The 15443-nt window shown below is 31.6% G+C and carries 20 protein-coding genes; all 20 read right to left on the reverse strand.

Features of this window, described 5'->3' with window-relative positions; all coding sequences use genetic code 11:
- Positions 1-137: 137 nt before the first annotated feature.
- Positions 138-743 (reverse strand): NYN domain-containing protein, encoded by a 606-nt coding sequence (locus FPD38_RS04290; protein WP_039667659.1) that lies wholly within the window; start codon positions 741-743, stop codon positions 138-140.
- A 336-nt stretch (positions 744-1079) separates the two neighbouring features.
- Positions 1080-1706, reverse strand: coding sequence for a bifunctional phosphoribosyl-AMP cyclohydrolase/phosphoribosyl-ATP diphosphatase HisIE (gene hisIE / locus FPD38_RS04295; RefSeq protein ID WP_147555535.1), 627 nt, complete (start codon positions 1704-1706; stop codon positions 1080-1082).
- Between the two features lie 9 nt (positions 1707-1715).
- Positions 1716-2483, reverse strand: a complete 768-nt coding sequence (gene hisF, locus FPD38_RS04300) for an imidazole glycerol phosphate synthase subunit HisF (protein WP_147555536.1) — start codon at positions 2481-2483, stop codon at positions 1716-1718.
- Positions 2465-3199 carry a 1-(5-phosphoribosyl)-5-[(5-phosphoribosylamino)methylideneamino]imidazole-4-carboxamide isomerase gene (gene hisA / locus FPD38_RS04305; RefSeq protein WP_147555537.1) on the reverse strand — a complete coding sequence of 245 codons (735 nt, stop codon included), beginning with the start codon at positions 3197-3199 and terminating at the stop codon, positions 2465-2467. The genes hisF and hisA overlap by 19 nt, the downstream gene beginning before the upstream one ends.
- Positions 3200-3206: 7 nt before the next feature.
- A complete protein-coding gene (gene hisH / locus FPD38_RS04310; protein WP_147555538.1) occupies positions 3207-3788 on the reverse strand; it encodes an imidazole glycerol phosphate synthase subunit HisH in 582 nt (193 codons plus the stop codon).
- Positions 3785-4852 (reverse strand): bifunctional histidinol-phosphatase/imidazoleglycerol-phosphate dehydratase HisB, encoded by a 1068-nt coding sequence (hisB, locus tag FPD38_RS04315; protein ID WP_147555539.1) that lies wholly within the window; start codon positions 4850-4852, stop codon positions 3785-3787. The genes hisH and hisB overlap by 4 nt, the downstream gene beginning before the upstream one ends.
- Positions 4849-6129, reverse strand: a complete 1281-nt coding sequence (gene hisD, locus FPD38_RS04320; RefSeq protein ID WP_147555540.1) for a histidinol dehydrogenase — start codon at positions 6127-6129, stop codon at positions 4849-4851. Before hisD ends, hisB begins: the two co-directional genes overlap by 4 nt.
- Before the next feature lie 9 nt (positions 6130-6138).
- Positions 6139-7038, reverse strand: a complete 900-nt coding sequence (gene hisG, locus FPD38_RS04325) for an ATP phosphoribosyltransferase (RefSeq protein WP_147555541.1) — start codon at positions 7036-7038, stop codon at positions 6139-6141.
- A gap of 209 nt (positions 7039-7247) precedes the next feature.
- On the reverse strand, positions 7248-7601 hold the full coding sequence (gene rplQ / locus FPD38_RS04330) for a 50S ribosomal protein L17 (RefSeq protein WP_039664951.1): 354 nt from the start codon (positions 7599-7601) through the stop codon (positions 7248-7250).
- Between the two features lie 3 nt (positions 7602-7604).
- A complete protein-coding gene (locus tag FPD38_RS04335; protein WP_147555542.1) occupies positions 7605-8618 on the reverse strand; it encodes a DNA-directed RNA polymerase subunit alpha in 1014 nt (337 codons plus the stop codon).
- A 14-nt stretch (positions 8619-8632) separates the two neighbouring features.
- Entirely contained in the window at positions 8633-9259 is a 627-nt protein-coding gene (gene rpsD / locus FPD38_RS04340; RefSeq protein WP_039664949.1) for a 30S ribosomal protein S4, read from the reverse strand.
- A 30-nt stretch (positions 9260-9289) separates the two neighbouring features.
- Positions 9290-9682 carry a 30S ribosomal protein S11 gene (gene rpsK / locus FPD38_RS04345; protein WP_147555543.1) on the reverse strand — a complete coding sequence of 131 codons (393 nt, stop codon included), beginning with the start codon at positions 9680-9682 and terminating at the stop codon, positions 9290-9292.
- Positions 9683-9692: 10 nt separating this feature from the next.
- Positions 9693-10058, reverse strand: coding sequence for a 30S ribosomal protein S13 (gene rpsM / locus FPD38_RS04350; RefSeq protein WP_012660843.1), 366 nt, complete (start codon positions 10056-10058; stop codon positions 9693-9695).
- A 3-nt stretch (positions 10059-10061) separates the two neighbouring features.
- Positions 10062-10175 carry a 50S ribosomal protein L36 gene (gene rpmJ, locus FPD38_RS04355; RefSeq protein WP_043019181.1) on the reverse strand — a complete coding sequence of 38 codons (114 nt, stop codon included), beginning with the start codon at positions 10173-10175 and terminating at the stop codon, positions 10062-10064.
- Between the two features lie 171 nt (positions 10176-10346).
- Positions 10347-10565 carry a translation initiation factor IF-1 gene (gene infA, locus FPD38_RS04360; RefSeq protein WP_039648909.1) on the reverse strand — a complete coding sequence of 73 codons (219 nt, stop codon included), beginning with the start codon at positions 10563-10565 and terminating at the stop codon, positions 10347-10349.
- Positions 10566-10681: 116 nt separating this feature from the next.
- Entirely contained in the window at positions 10682-11437 is a 756-nt protein-coding gene (gene map, locus FPD38_RS04365) for a type I methionyl aminopeptidase (RefSeq protein ID WP_147555544.1), read from the reverse strand.
- 79 nt (positions 11438-11516) lie between these two features.
- Entirely contained in the window at positions 11517-12884 is a 1368-nt protein-coding gene (locus tag FPD38_RS04370) for an L-serine ammonia-lyase (RefSeq protein ID WP_147555545.1), read from the reverse strand.
- 8 nt (positions 12885-12892) lie between these two features.
- A complete protein-coding gene (locus tag FPD38_RS04375) occupies positions 12893-14176 on the reverse strand; it encodes an aromatic amino acid transport family protein (protein ID WP_147555644.1) in 1284 nt (427 codons plus the stop codon).
- A gap of 199 nt (positions 14177-14375) precedes the next feature.
- A complete protein-coding gene (rnhB, locus tag FPD38_RS04380) occupies positions 14376-14933 on the reverse strand; it encodes a ribonuclease HII (RefSeq protein WP_147555546.1) in 558 nt (185 codons plus the stop codon).
- Positions 14933-15406, reverse strand: a complete 474-nt coding sequence (locus tag FPD38_RS04385; RefSeq protein WP_147555547.1) for a DNA-deoxyinosine glycosylase — start codon at positions 15404-15406, stop codon at positions 14933-14935. The genes rnhB and FPD38_RS04385 overlap by 1 nt, the downstream gene beginning before the upstream one ends.
- Between the last annotated feature and the right edge of the window lie 37 nt (positions 15407-15443).

Here is a 15443-nt window from a genome sequence, read left to right on the forward strand (position 1 = left end):
AAATCCTTTAAAAAATATTGTTTTATGAATTTTTTCCAAAATTCTATTGCTTGTTAGAATGAAAGCAAGAAGTGTTCCAAAAATGAAGATATTTGTAATAAAAATTACATGTAAAATATAAACTGATAATCGTGTGATTAAGGATTGTTGGTATTTTTAAAAACTGATGAGAGAATGTCTATATGCTCTAATAAACCTTTTTTCATTTGAGAATTTGAAACTCTCATAGGGTCTAGTTGGACAATGACCCCTTCTTTTCTTGCGTGTTTTATAGCTGGTATAAAATCGCTATCTGCGGTAATAAGAATGATTTTTTCGATTTGTTTTTTTATAGATAAAGTGGCAATATCTAATCCTATTTTCATATCAACGCCTTTTTGTCTGATATCTAAAACAAAATCATCGGCAGTTAAGCTATCAATTTCTATTTCTTTTTGCAAAAGCTGTTTAAATTTTTTATAATCTTTGATTTTCCATTGAAAACTATTTTCATCAATCTCGCCCAATCTTACAGCAAAATACGGCTGTTGTCTTAGACAATCTAACAAACTAGTTCTAAATTTAAAAGTATCAGTTTTTCCAAGATTTAATGATTTATCTGTTTTTTCTATAGGTGGCATAGGAACATTTTTATTTAATGGCTCACAATCATAAATATACACTCTATATAAATAATCTTTATTTCTTCTAACAGACTCAAACACATAATCTTTTAATCGTTTTGCTAGTTCTTCAGGAGTCATATCTTTGATATGTTTTAAAGTATTATATCTTTCTATAAAAAAAGACAAATCCACTAAAACTGCGGTTTTTCTAGGCTGTATGATGGAAAAATTTATGTCTTCGTTAAGGTTGCTCATAAAAATCCTAAATACATAACGAGATGTCAATCTAAAAATAAATGGATAGACGACTTCTCGCTATGTGATGATAATTTATTCTAACATAAAATAAATTAAAAATTACTATAACTTTTTAAAAAGACATTTATAAAATTTTATAAAGTTTTTTCAAAAACACACGATATAGCTAGTGAATCTTTTCAAAAATATTGCTTAATTAAGCGTGAGAAATCACGCTTAACTTTTATTTCTTTCTTTTAATTTTGCTATGACATCATTTAAACTCAAATTTGCATCGGCTAATAAAACATCTAAATGATAAAGTAAATCTGCTGCTTCGCAGATTAACTCATCTTTGTCTTTTGCTGTGGCTGCTAAGGCTGTTTCTACGCCTTCTTCGCCTACCTTTTGTGCGATGCGTTTAGTGCCTTTTGCAAAAAGTTCAGCCGTATAAGAAGAATTTGGAGTGGCATTTTTCCTTGAATAGATGAGTTTTTCAAGGCGTGATAAAAATACAAAATCAGCCTTTTTAGAAATTTGCTCAAAACAAGATATATCACCACTATGACAAGTAGCTCCGCTTGGTTTAACCAAAACTAAAATACAATCTTTATCACAATCAAGCCCTAAATCTATGATATTTAAAAAATTCCCGCTTTCTTCACCTTTCATCCACAAACGCTCTTTTGTGCGGGAGTAAAATACGACTTTTTGGTGCTTAAAACTTTCTCTTAAGGCTTGTTCGTTCATAAAGCCTTGCATCAAAACTTCACACGAGTGAAAATCTTGCACTATGACAGGGACTAAATTTGCTACTTTGTTCCAATTAATGCTTTTTATAAATTCTTCTTGATTGATATCCATTATTTGTCCTTAAATGCGTATTGTGATGCCTTGATCTTTTAAAAAAAGTTTTAATTCTTTTATATCTATAAGCTTTTTATGAAAAATCGAAGCAGCTAAAGCTCCATCTACTCCGAGCTTAAAAGCGTCTAAAAAATGTTCTTTAGCACCTGCTCCGCCACTTGCTACCAAAGGCACAGGGCAGATTGATCTAGCTTTGGCAAGTTGATCTAAATCATAACCTTTTTTCATACCATCTTGATTCATCATATTTAGCACGATTTCACCTGCTCCAAGCTCACAAACTTGCTTAATCCATTCTAGTGTTTTTTTACCACTATGATGAGACTTACTCTCATCGCCTGTGTATTTATAGACTAAAAGTTCGCCATTTTCATCTTTAAACGAGTCTATACCTACAACAACGCACTGCACACCGAAATTTTTAGCAAGATTAGCAATCAAATTTGGATCATTTAACGCAGGAGAATTGATAGAAATTTTATCAGCTCCATTTGCTAAAAGCTCTTTTGCATCATCTTCGCTTTTTATACCACCTGCTACGCAAAATGGTATGGAGATATTTTGTGCGACCTTGCTTACCCAAGCCCTATCTACACGCCCATTTTTAGCTGAAGCTCCTATGTCGTAAAATACAAGCTCATCAATGCCATTTTGTGAGTAAAATTTAGCAAGCTCTATGATATCGCCCATATCTTGATGGTTTTTAAACTGCACCCCTTTTACAACTCTGCCATCTTTGACATCTAAACAAGCTATTATGCGTTTTGCAAGCATTTTTGAGCCTCCTTAATGCTGAATTTTCCATCAAGCAAAGCTTTGCCCGTGATGATACCACTTACTATACCTTTTAAATCGATAAAATCTTGCAAACTTGCCACGCCACCACTTGCTTGGACTTGCAAATTTGGAAATTTTTCATGCAAAGCTTTGTATAAAGCTATATTTGCTCCACTCATCGTGCCATCTTTGGAAATATCGGTGCATAAAATATGCGTGATGTTTTGATAAAAATTTAAAACATCAAACAAAGTTTCATTACTAGTTTTACTCCACGCATCAGTAGCTACAAAAAATTCATCATTTGTACAAATGCTATCTAAAGCCAAAACTAGCTTTTGCGTGCCAAATTCTTGCAAAAATGTTTCGGTGAGCTTTTTATCTTTAATAGCTAAAGAGCCTATAACCACGCGTTTAACTCCACTATCAAGCAAAGCTTTAACCTCATCTTTAGTGCGTATGCCTCCACCTACTTGCAAATTTACTTTGACATTTAAGGCTAATTTTTCTATGAGTTGTAATTGCCTTTTACTAGGATCTTTTGCACCATCTAAATCCACCAAATGAAGCCACGATATGCCTTGTGCCTCATACTCTTGGAACTTAGCCAAAGGATCATAATCATACTCTTGTTTTTTAGTATAATCGCCTTTATAAAGTCTTACTACTTTGCCATTTATTAAATCTAATGCTGGAATAATTTGAGTTTGCATTTTAACCTTACATTGATATAAAATTTTTTAACAACACTTCACCCGCTTCGCCACTTCTTTCTGGGTGAAACTGCACACCATAAAAATTTGCCCTATTTACACTTGCGCTAAATTTAGTAGAATACTCGCATTCAGCTATGGTATAAGCATTTAGCGGTATATGATAACTATGCACAAAATAAAAATAAGCTCCGTTTAAACCTTTAAAAAGTTCGTGCGTGCTTGATACTTGATTCCACCCCATATGCGGGAAAGTAAAATCAGCCTTTTGTTCAAATTTTATAGTTTCAAAGTCGATGATTTTTAGGGTTTCTTGCTCTAATTCTTGTGAAAAATTTCCTAAAATTTGCATACCAAGACAAATTCCTAAAAGTGGCTTGGTAGTGGTTTGAAGAAAATTTTCTAAATTTAATGCTTGTAAATTTTCCATCGCCTTAGCTGCAGTGCCAACCCCTGGTAGTAAAAGCTTATCTGCTTGTGAGAGTTCTTTTAAATCATGCGTGATGATACTTTTTTGCCCTAAACGATCAAGAGCAAATTTCAAAGAAGCTAAATTCGCACAACCTGTATCTATAATGGCTAAATTCATATCATTCCTTTAGAACTTGCTAGGTTTTCATTTTCTATTTTAATAGCCATTTTTAAAGCTCTTGCAAAGGCTTTAAAAAGTCCTTCAGCTTTGTGATGATCGTTTTTTCCTTTTGCTTTTAAATGCAAACTAGCCCCCATAGCATAACTTAAAGAATAAAAAAAGTGCTCTATCATCTCTGTGCTAAGTTCTCCAAGCTTTTCTTTTTTAAATTTAACCTTATAAACTAAATGTGGTCTATTGCAAAAATCGATCGCACATCTTGCTAAAGTCTCATCCATAGGCAAAACAAAACCATACCTTGATATGCCTATTTTTTGATCTAATGCATTTTTTATAGCCTCACCCAAAGCAAGTGCTACATCTTCTACACTATGGTGCTCATCTACTTCTAAGTCACCTTTGCATTCAATGCTTAAAGAAATATTTGCATGAGTAGCAATTTGCTCTAACATATGATCAAAAAAAGCTATACCTGTATTGATACTAGCTTTTGGAGTGTCATTAAAAGCTAAATTTAGTTTAATTTGCGTTTCTTTGGTGTTTCTAATCACACTAGCATTTCTAAAATGCTTTAAAATATACTCACAAATTTGCTCCCAATTAAAATTAGTTTTATCGTATTTTAAACCTTTGATTTGAAGATTTTGCGCTAAGAGCATATCGCTATCTCTATCACCTATGACAAAGCTTTTGTCTTTGTCAAAAAGTTCATTTTTTATATAATTTTCAAGCATAGCTGTCTTTGGCTTTCTACACGCACAATTTTCATGCTCAAAATGCGGACATATAAAAATATCTTCAAATTCCATGCCACAACTTTTAAAAACACTTAGCATTTTCTCATGAGCTTTATCAAAGTCTTCTTTAGGAAAAGAATTTGTGCCTAGGCCGTCTTGATTACTCACCATGACAAATTTAAAACCATAATTTTTCAATCTTAAAAGTGCATTTATAGCACCTTTTTCAAATTCAAGCTTTTCTAAAGAATCAATTTGAAAATCATTTTTAGGCTCATCAATCAAAGTGCCATCTCTATCTATAAATAAAATTTTTGCACTCATTTTAAGCTTTCTAATCTTACACTCACAGCATTTTTATGCGCATCAAGCCCTTCAGCACTAGCTAAAATTTCTACTATAGGAGCTAGTTTTTTAAAGCCTTCTTTGCTAAGCTCTTGCACGCTCATTCTTTTCATAAAATCAGCAAGTCCCAAAGAAGAATAAGCCCTAGTTAGACCATAAGTAGGCAAAACATGATTAGTTCCGCTTGCGTAATCGCCCATAGATTCAGGAGAATACTCACCTAAAAAGATAGAACCTGCGTGCAAAATTTGATCTAAAAGCTCATTTGGGTTTTGAGTATGGATGATTAAATGCTCAGGTGCATATTCATTAGAAATACTTATAGCGTGTTCTAAATTTCTTGCGATGATAATTTTTGAATTTTCTATAGCCTTGCTTGCAATTTCTTTTCTTGAAAGATTTTGAAGTTGTAAGGAGACTTCTTTGCTTACATTATTAGCTAAATTTTCATCAATACATACTAAAATCGCTTGAGAATCTGCTCCATGTTCGGCTTGAGAAAGTAAATCAGAAGCGATAAATTTAGCATTTGATTTATCATCAGCTAAAACCAAAACTTCTGAAGGACCCGCTTGCATATCTATAGCTACGCTATCGTTATTTACTTGCTTTTTAGCTTCGGTTACAAAGGCATTTCCTGGACCAAAAATTTTATCTACTTTTTCAACACTTTGTGTCCCATAAGCCAATGCTGCTATGGCTCCTGCCCCACCCATTTGATACACTTCATTAATGCCACAAAGCTTTGCTACAAAAGCTATGGCTGGGTGCAACGGAGCTGGAGATGCTAAGGCTATGTGTTTGCACTGAGCTATCTTTGCTGGGATAGCAAGCATTAAAGCAGTAGAAAATAAAGGTGCTAAACCACCTGGTATATAAAGGCCTACTTTTTCTATGGCTCTTGTGATGATTTTACAAGTTACTCCATCAAAGGTTTGCACTTTTATGCTTTGAGTTTCTTGAGCTTTGTGAAATTTATAAATATTTTTATAAGCTATTTTTATCGCCTCTTGCAATTTATCATTAACTTTTAATGCTAAATCATCTATTTGCTTTTGGCTTAATTTTATAGAATCTAGCTTTACTTTATCAAATTTTAAAGCCATTTCTTTAAGTGCTTCATCGCCTTTTTCTTTGACTTCTTTGATAATATTTTCTACTATAGTTTTAACTTGAGGATTAACGCCTATAGCTGGGCGTTTTAGAGCTTGTTCTTGTTGAGTTTTATTTAAATTTTCAAATTTTAATATCTGCATAGCTTTTCCTTATGAGAGCATTTTTTCAATTGGCAACACTAAAATCGCTGTCGCACCTTCGCTTTTTAAAGCTTCCATAGTTTCCCAAAAAAGATTTTCTTGACTTACCATATGCAAAGCTACTTTTGATTTATCATTTTCTAAAGGTAAAATGGTAGGTTTTTCTACACCTGGTAATAAGGCTGTGATTTTTTCAAGTTTTTCAATAGGCGCATGAAGCATAATGTATTTTGATTCTCTAGCTTGCATGACACCATTTATTCTAACTAATAATTTATCTACAAGTTCTTGTTTATGTGAATTTAGTGCTTCATATTTTTGGATAATACAAGCTTTTGATCGATAAATCACCATAGCTTCTTTTAAACCATTTGCCTTTAAAGTCGCTCCACTAGAAACTAAATCACAAATTCCATCTGCTAAATTTGCACTAGGAGCAACTTCTACTGAGCCTGTTAGCATACAAGTTTTATATGGGATGTTATTTTCTTGCATAAAACGCTTTAAAAGTTGAGGATATGAAGTAGCTATGCGTAAATTTTTAAAACTTTCTATGCCTTTATATTCTACATTTTCTGGTAAAGCCAAAGACAAACGACAAGTTCCAAAATCAAGCTTTTTGAGCATTTTATAATTTGAAATTTCATTTTTTGATTTTCTTTCTAATTCATTTTCTTCTAATACATTTTCACCCACAATACCAAGATCAACCACTCCATCAAAAATAAGCCCTGGTATATCATCATCTCTTACCCTTAAAATATCTATAGGTAAATTAGTGCAAAAAGCTATAAGGCTTTGTTCGTGCATATGCATTTTAATCCCGCATTTGTTTAAAAGCTCTATGGACTCTTTAGAAAGCCTACCTGATTTTTGTATAGCTATACGCAAACGAGAATTTTCTTGCATATTTTAATCCTTAATTTATAAGATAAAATATATTAGCATAAGTAATTGATTTTTTAGCTACAAATCATCTTTTTTCAAACAATCTTAAAATTTTGCTAATTTGTTTTTTAAAATGAAAAATCTATATTTTCGTAAATAAAGTAGATAAATTAAAAAATTGTAAAAATGAGTAGATAAAGTAGGAAAATCCTAGCAAAAGCTAGGATTAATTAGGCTACAAATTCGATAAATGCCATTTCAGCAGCATCACCGCGGCGAATTCTAGTTTTAATGATTCTAGTATATCCACCATTTCTATCTGTATATTTTGGTGCTATTTCTGTGACAAGCTTATTTGTAGCTTCTTTATCTTGCAAACTTGCAAAAACAGCTCTATGAGCATTAAAATCACCCTTTCTTGCACGAGTGATTAATCTCTCAACATAACCTCTTAATTCTTTTGCTTTAGGTAATGTTGTTTCTATTTTACCAGCTTTAATTATAGCAATGGTAAGATTTTTTAATAAGGCAGCACGGTGAGAAGATGTGCGTCCTAATTTTCTATATCCATGTCTATGTCTCATTGATTATCCTTCGTTTTGTGCTTTTAATTCTGTAATTTTTCTTGTCAGTGTTTCTTTTGCACTATCACTAAGTTTTGAACTTCCTATAGGAAATCCTATAGACTCCATAACGCTTTTAATCTCATCGAGAGATTTTTTTCCTAAATTTTTTAAATCTGCAAGCTCACTAGAACTCATTAAAGCAAGTTCTCCTATATAAACAACATTAGCTTTTTCTAAGCAATTATAACTTCTAGCACTTAAATTTAAATCAGTAATATTTTGTAATAATTTTACATGCTCTACTTCATTAGCTGAAGTTTGACTTACTGCTACACATTTTGCACTAGCAATTTTATCAAACACTGATAATTGTTTATACATAGCTTCTAAAGCATTTTTAAATGCATCGCTTGGTGAAATTTGTCCATCAGTTGTGATTGTAAAAACTACTTTTTCATAATCTGGGTTATCTTCAAAAAGCACTTTTTCTATGTCATATACTGCATGTTTTACAGGTGTAAAAAACGCATCAAGTGCTATAAATTCAGGATCTAAGAAATTTTGAACTTCTTCAGATGGAACATAACCTATACCTTTTTCTATTATCAATGTAAATTCTAAATCTGCATCTTCATTAATCGTAGCAAGATAGCTATCTGAATTTACAACCTCAATAACATCATTATCTAAGTCTTTTCCACAAATTTCTTTAGGGCCTTTAAAACTAAAAGTAACAATCTCTTTTTCAGAATCTGTTTTTAATCTAAATCTTAATTTTTTTAGATTGATAATAAACAGCGCCACATCTTCAAGCATTCCACGCATACTATCAAATTCATGCGATACGCCTTTGATTTTTACTCCAGTTGGTGCATAACCAACTGTACTAGAGTAAAGCAAACGGCGTAAAGGATGCGCTAAAGTAATCGCATAACCAATCTCAAAAGGCCATGCACTAACTTTTGCTACTGTATCGCTGATATTTTCAATACTAAACTCTGTCGGTGTATAAGCAGAAGTTGTAATATGTCTCATATCAAATACCTTTATTATTTAGAATACAACTCAACGATAAATCTTTCCTCAACTGGAATGATTACTTCTTCTCTCTCAGGTTTTCTTGTAAAAATTCCAAATCTTTTGTCTTTTTCTACATCAACCCAAGCAACTATACCAGTTTGAGCTGTCAGCTCAATAGCTCTTGAAATTTGAGGATTGTTTTTGCTTTTTTCGATAACTTCTATTTTCTGACCTGCTTCAACTCTATAACTTGGTATATCTACTCTTTTGCCATTTACTAAAATATGTCCGTGAGTTACAAGTTGTCTTGCAAAACGACGGGTTGTTGCAAATCCCATTCTATAAACAACATTATCAAGTCTTTGTTCTAAAAGTTGAATTAAAAGTGCACCTGTATTTCCATCTTTTCTTGCAGCTTCAGCAAATAATCTTCTAAATTGCTTTTCGCTAACTCCATACATAAATTTAGCTTTTTGTTTTTCTCTTAATTGAAGTCCATATTCGCTAATTTTTGCTTTTCTTTGTCCATGCTGACCTGGTGCATAAGGGCGTTTGTCTAAAGCACTTTTACCCGCTAATCTTCTTTCGCCCTTCATTGCTAAACTTACGCCAAGTCGTCTTTCTAATTTTTCAACTGGTCCTCTATATCTTGCCATAATAATTCTCCTAAATCTTATATCTTATTCTTAGACACGACGACGTTTTGGTGGTCTACAACCATTATGAGCTAATGGAGTTATATCTTTTAAGAAAGTTACTTTTATACCTTCCATAGCACCTACACTTTTTACCGCTGTCTCACGACCACTTCCTGGTCCTTGAACTTTGATACCCACTTCTTTAATACCATGTTCTTTTGCTTTATTTAAAGCATCTTCCACTGCTTGTTGTGCTGCATAAGGAGTTGATTTTTTAGAGCCTTTAAAGCCTAAACCACCTGCACTACTCCAAGCAATAGCATTTCCCATTTCATCTGTAACTGTTACCATAGTGTTGTTAAAAGTTGCATTGATATAAACTATACCTTTTGCAATATTTTTTTTAACTACTTTTTTCTTTACTACTTTTCTTTTTGCCATTTATTAGTCCTTATGATTTTGCACCAACAGTTTTTCTCTTACCTTTTCTAGTTCTAGCATTAGTTTTGGTTTTTTGACCGCGAACTGGTAAGCCTTTTCTATGTCTTAATCCTCTAAAACTTCCTAAATCCATCAATGCTTTTATATCCATAGCAACTTGTTTTCTAAGATCACCTTCAACCATGTAATTTTCTTGAATTTCTTTACGGATAGCTGCTGCTTCATCTTCACTTAACTCATGGACTCTTTTATCATAAGAAATCCCTGTTTTATCTAAGATTTTTCTTGAAGTATGTAAACCTATACCATAAATATAAGTCAAGCCATATTCGATTCTTTTTTTCTTTGGTAAATCTACACCTGCAATACGAGCCATAAATTATCCTTGTCTTTGTTTATGTTTTGGATTTTCGCAAATTATGCGAACCACACCTTTACGGCGAACTATTTTGCACTTGTCGCACATCTTTTTAACAGATGGTCTAACTTTCATGCCTTACTCCTGTATTGTAAATTCCACTTTTTTACAACTGCACCAGGTTTTTTGACTAACCAACTATTTTCAAAATAAGTGGTAATTTTGAAAATACTTCTTCATACAGTTTGATTGCAATTTCTGCAAAAGCACTAATTATATCTTAGTTTTTCTTTTAAACAACTTAGATTATTTATACCTAAAAGTTATACGACCCTTGTCAAGACTATAAGGGGTAAGTTCTACTTTAACTCTATCGCCAGGCATGATTCTTATATAATGCATACGCATTTTACCAGCAATATGACAAAGTATTATATGTTTATTATCTAGTTCAACTTTAAACGTTGCATTGGGTAAAGCTTCAACTACATTACCATCAATTTCGATAACATCATCTTTTGCCAAGTTTTCTCCTTTCATTAAAAATTTAAGCTCGGTATTTTAGCATATTTATTCTTTTAAGAATTTTATAAAAAACTCATTCCAAAGGAATTTATTAAGATTAAAATGATTTTAAGTTTTTACTTAGATAAAATATCTGCTTTTCCGTTAATAATAGCAACACAATGCTCATAATGAGCAGCATTTAAGCCATCTTTACTACCTGCTTCCCAATTTCCTTTTAAATGAACTGGAGTGCCATCTTTTTGACACACCATAGGTTCTATACAAAACACCATGCCATTTTTAATCTTTGGCCCACTTTTAACACTCACTCCATTTTCAAGATAATTTGGAATTTCAGGCTCTCCGTGGGGTTTTTTTCCTATACCATGACCACAATAACCTTTCAAAGGCACAAATCCTCTTTTAGTTATAAATTCACCTAACTCATAAGAAAGCTCTTTAAAGCGCATACCTTCTTTAATAATATCAATAGCATAATACAAAGCATCTTTCGCACAAGCTATTAAAGCTTCATCTTGCGCTGAAATTTTACCTATAGGTATAGTTCGTGCTGCATCTCCATAATATCCATCTATACAAGTGCCTACATCAAGACCTAAAATATCACCTTCTTTTAAAATTCTCTCATCACCCACGCCATGGATGCAAGCTTGATTTAATGAAATACAAATTGCACCAGGAAAACCATATAAACCTTTAAAAGAAGGTTTTGCTCCATGATTAAGTATAAATTCTTCAGCTTTTTGATCTATCAATTTTAAACTCATACCAGGCTGTATAATACTTTCTAAATAATCCAAAGTTCTAGCTACAAGCTCATTTGCTTTGCGTAATTTTTCAATTTCAAAAGGTTTTTTGATTTCTATCATAAATTAATCCTAAATTTTTTCTCAAATTTAACATTAATAGACTTAAAAGAAGTAAAACCAAGAAGTCTAAAAAGACTTCTTAGCAAACACTTGTAAGATTTGTAGCTAAACCACCTAGGGAAGTTTCTTTGTATTTTGAATTCATATCTTTGCCAGTTTCATACATGGTTTTAATTACCTCATCAAGGCTTACTTTTGGAGTAGATTTCCTACTCATTGCCATTCTTGCGGCTGAAATTGCTTTTATAGCGCCAAAAGCATTTCTTTCTATACAAGGAATTTGCACAAGACCACTTACAGGATCACAAGTTAAACCCAAATGATGCTCCATAGCAATTTCAGCTGCATTACAAGCTACATTTGCACTAAAACCCATAACAGTAGCCATAGCTCCAGCTGCCATAGAACTTGCACTACCAATTTCTGCTTGACAACCAGCTTCAGCTCCGCTTATACTAGCATTTTTCTTATAAAATGAACCAATTAACATCGCACTTAATAAAAAATTCATAGCTTTTTCATCATTAAAGCCCACTGTGTGATTTTTTAAATAAAGCATTACAGCGGGTACAACCGCACAAGCTCCATTTGTAGGTGCTGTCACAACCCTAGCTCCACTTGCATTTTCTTCTGCAATAGCAATAGCATACAAAGATATAAAATCAATAATCCCTAAAGGATCACTAGTCATAGATAAACGCTCATTAAGTCCTTTAGCACGACGCTTTAAATTTAAATTTCCGGGAAGATAATCTAAGCTTGGATGTATGCCATTGTAATAGACTTCTTGCATTACTTCCCAAATTTCTAAACAATAAGATCTAATCTCTTCTTTAGTATGAAATTGCAATTCATATTCGTAAGAAAGTTGTGCTAAATTCCACGATCTTTCTTCGCAAATTTTTAAAGCATCTTGTGCATTGTTTATATCTAATTCTAATTTTGTATTAGTTTTTTCACCATTTTGATTTTTATGTCTTTCAAGCTCAGCTTCACTCATAACAAATCCACCACCAACTGAATAATAAGTTTCTTCAGCTATTAACTCACCTTTTTCATCATAAGCGCTGATTTTTAAACCATTTTCATGCAAAGGTAAAAAATCTTTTTCAAAAATCAAATCTTCATCATAATTAAAATTCAATTCTTTTTGAGAATTTAAAACTAAAATTTTTTCTTGTAAAACTTTGTTAAAAACTCTATCTTGCAAAGCAGCATTAAGCTCTTTAGCTTTTAAACCGCTCAAGCCCCATATGATAGCTTTATCACTTAAATGCCCCTTGCCTGTTAAAGACAAAGAGCCATAAAGTTTAATTTGAATTTTCATAATTTGTGAAATTTTATCTTTGATTTTTTCACAAAACATATTACCTGCTAACATTGGCCCTAAAGTATGTGAAGATGAAGGACCAACACCCACTTTAAATATACTTAAATTACTACTCATTTACAACCTTAAAAAGTATAAATCACAGTAACGATAGTTAAAATTCCTGTAATAAAAACAAAAGCATCTAAAGCTTTATTTTGAAATTTTTTCATTTTAGAAACAGTGTAAATAGCAATCATTGGCATTAAAAACAATATAGCTGCTATAATTGGCCCACCAAGACTTTCTATAAAACCTAAAATACTAGGATTTATATAAGCGGTAATCAACATGACAATATACATTATTAATGTTGAATATATTGCGATTTGTTGCAAATTTGGATTTTCATTTCCTGCTAATTTACAACATTTTCTAACTATACCATAAGCTCCTTCTCTAGCACCAAAATAGTGTCCAAAAAATGAACTTGAAATTGCCAAAAATGCCACTAAAGGGCCACCATAAGAAATAAATGGATTATCAAGTTTATTAGCAAAATAAGAAAGCACAGGAATATTTTGGGCCCTTGCATCAGCTAATTCTGCTGGAGTTAAAGAAAGCACACAAGAAACTACAAAAAACATTACAAATATTAAAAGCATAACTGAAGTTCTAAATAAAATTTGATTTGCTTTTTGGACTGAATTTTCTTTGTATTCTCTTTTTACACTTAAAGAAAAAGTAGAAATAGCTGGAGAATGGTTAAAAGAAAATACCAAAACTGGCAAAGTTAGCCATACTATAGTGATAAATTCTTTCATTCCTGGAATCGCACCAAAACTTTCAAAAGACCATTGTGGTATGAGATATAAAGAAAATAAAAATAAAATAGCACACAAGGGATAAACAAGCCATTGACAAACTTTAGTGATTAATTCTTCACTAAAAAGCATAATAAGCATAAAAATACTTACTAAAACAAATGCAAGTATGGCCCTATATAATGGTAAAAGATTGGCTATGGTTTTGCCACTTGCTTCAACATTAGTTTCATACATCATACGAATACTACTAGCTAAAGTACCATCTGGGTTTAATAATGGTAAAAATTGATGGTAGATAAAACTTTCAAATGTATTTGTAATGCCTACACAATATGCTAAACAAATTGGAAAAATAGCAAAAAAATAAAGCACTGAAATAAAGATACTCACTTTTCTTCCAAAATACTCTTCAGCTGCATGAGTGATATCTCTGTCATGTCCATGTGCTTGACAAACAAAACGACTTAAAGCTCTATGGCTTAAATAAACCATTGGAAAAATAATCAAAGTCATAACAACAACAGGCCAAAAACCTCCAATACCTGCCTTAATAGGTAAAAATAAAATTCCAGCTCCAACTGCTGTCCCAAAAAGAGAAAGCATCCAACGCTTATCAAAAGAATTCCACTGAAGTTTATCCACAATTTCTCCTTGAAAAATAAAAAGTTTTTAAAACATCAACAATACTATATAGATAAAAAAATTAAAATTTCTTAAATTTTATGATTTTATGAAAAAATTTAGATTTTTTAATAATATTTTATTATAAATTGTTATTATTAAAAATATTTCATTAAATATTTCAGTTCAAATCAAATAAAGTTTTTTCAAATTTTTTTACTATAAAACTTTTTCTATGAATAGGGGTATGATGATAGACTCTAATTTGTTCTAAATGAAAATTTGTCCCATATCCTTTGTGCTTATCAAAGCCATACTCTGGATAAATTTGTGATAAAAAATTCATTTTTTGATCTCTACTAAATTTAGCCAAGATACTAGCAGCTGAAACGGCTTGAATTTTTGCATCAGCTTTGATCATGGTTTTAATCCCATCAACTCCATAATTTAAATTTCCATCATATAAAATTTCACTATCATTAAAATGCATTTTTATGATTTTAAGGCCTAATTGCAAACATTTACTAAGACCTAGTTGATCGATTTGAAAAGGAGAGAATGCTAAAATTAAAAAATTTGAATTTTGTATGATTTTTTCATATAAAATAGCTCTTTTTTTCTCGCTTAATTTTTTAGAATCTTTTAAATCAACCATATCGGTAAAAAGCTTACAAGCTCCCATATGCATATCTCCTGCTAAAGCTCCGCGTCCTGCTTCATCTACTCCAACCAAATCCATTAATTTTCCTTGATAATGCTGTATTTTTGAACTAGATCTTCTAAAGAATAACCCATATTTGCAGGAGAACTTGATGGAAGCTCAAAAAATTTAACATCAGGATAAAATTTCATAAAATATTTACTTGCAATTTTTCCCAAAACAAAAATTTTTTCTATCTTTGCTTTGTTTAAAATAACATTGATATCATTTGCTTTTGCATAAGAAATAGTTTTATCATCTGAATTCTTTATCTTACAACTTGCTATGACATCCCAAAGCGCTATATGATAAGTTTGCAAAAATAATTTTTGATCATGTATGGTTTGTAATTTACAGTCAAACAAAAGCTCAAAAATTTTCCAAAAACGATTTTTGCTATGTTGATAATAAAAATTTTCTTCTCTTGATTTTACAGAGGGAAAAGAGCCTAAAATTAAAATTTTTGAATTTTCATCAAAAAAAGGCTCAAAAGGATGAGTCAAAAATTGCATATTTAGCCTTTGATAAAAATAAAGCATTTTATCATTT

Source organism: Campylobacter volucris (assembly GCF_008011665.1).
In the GTDB taxonomy this organism is placed as follows: domain Bacteria; phylum Campylobacterota; class Campylobacteria; order Campylobacterales; family Campylobacteraceae; genus Campylobacter_D; species Campylobacter_D volucris_A.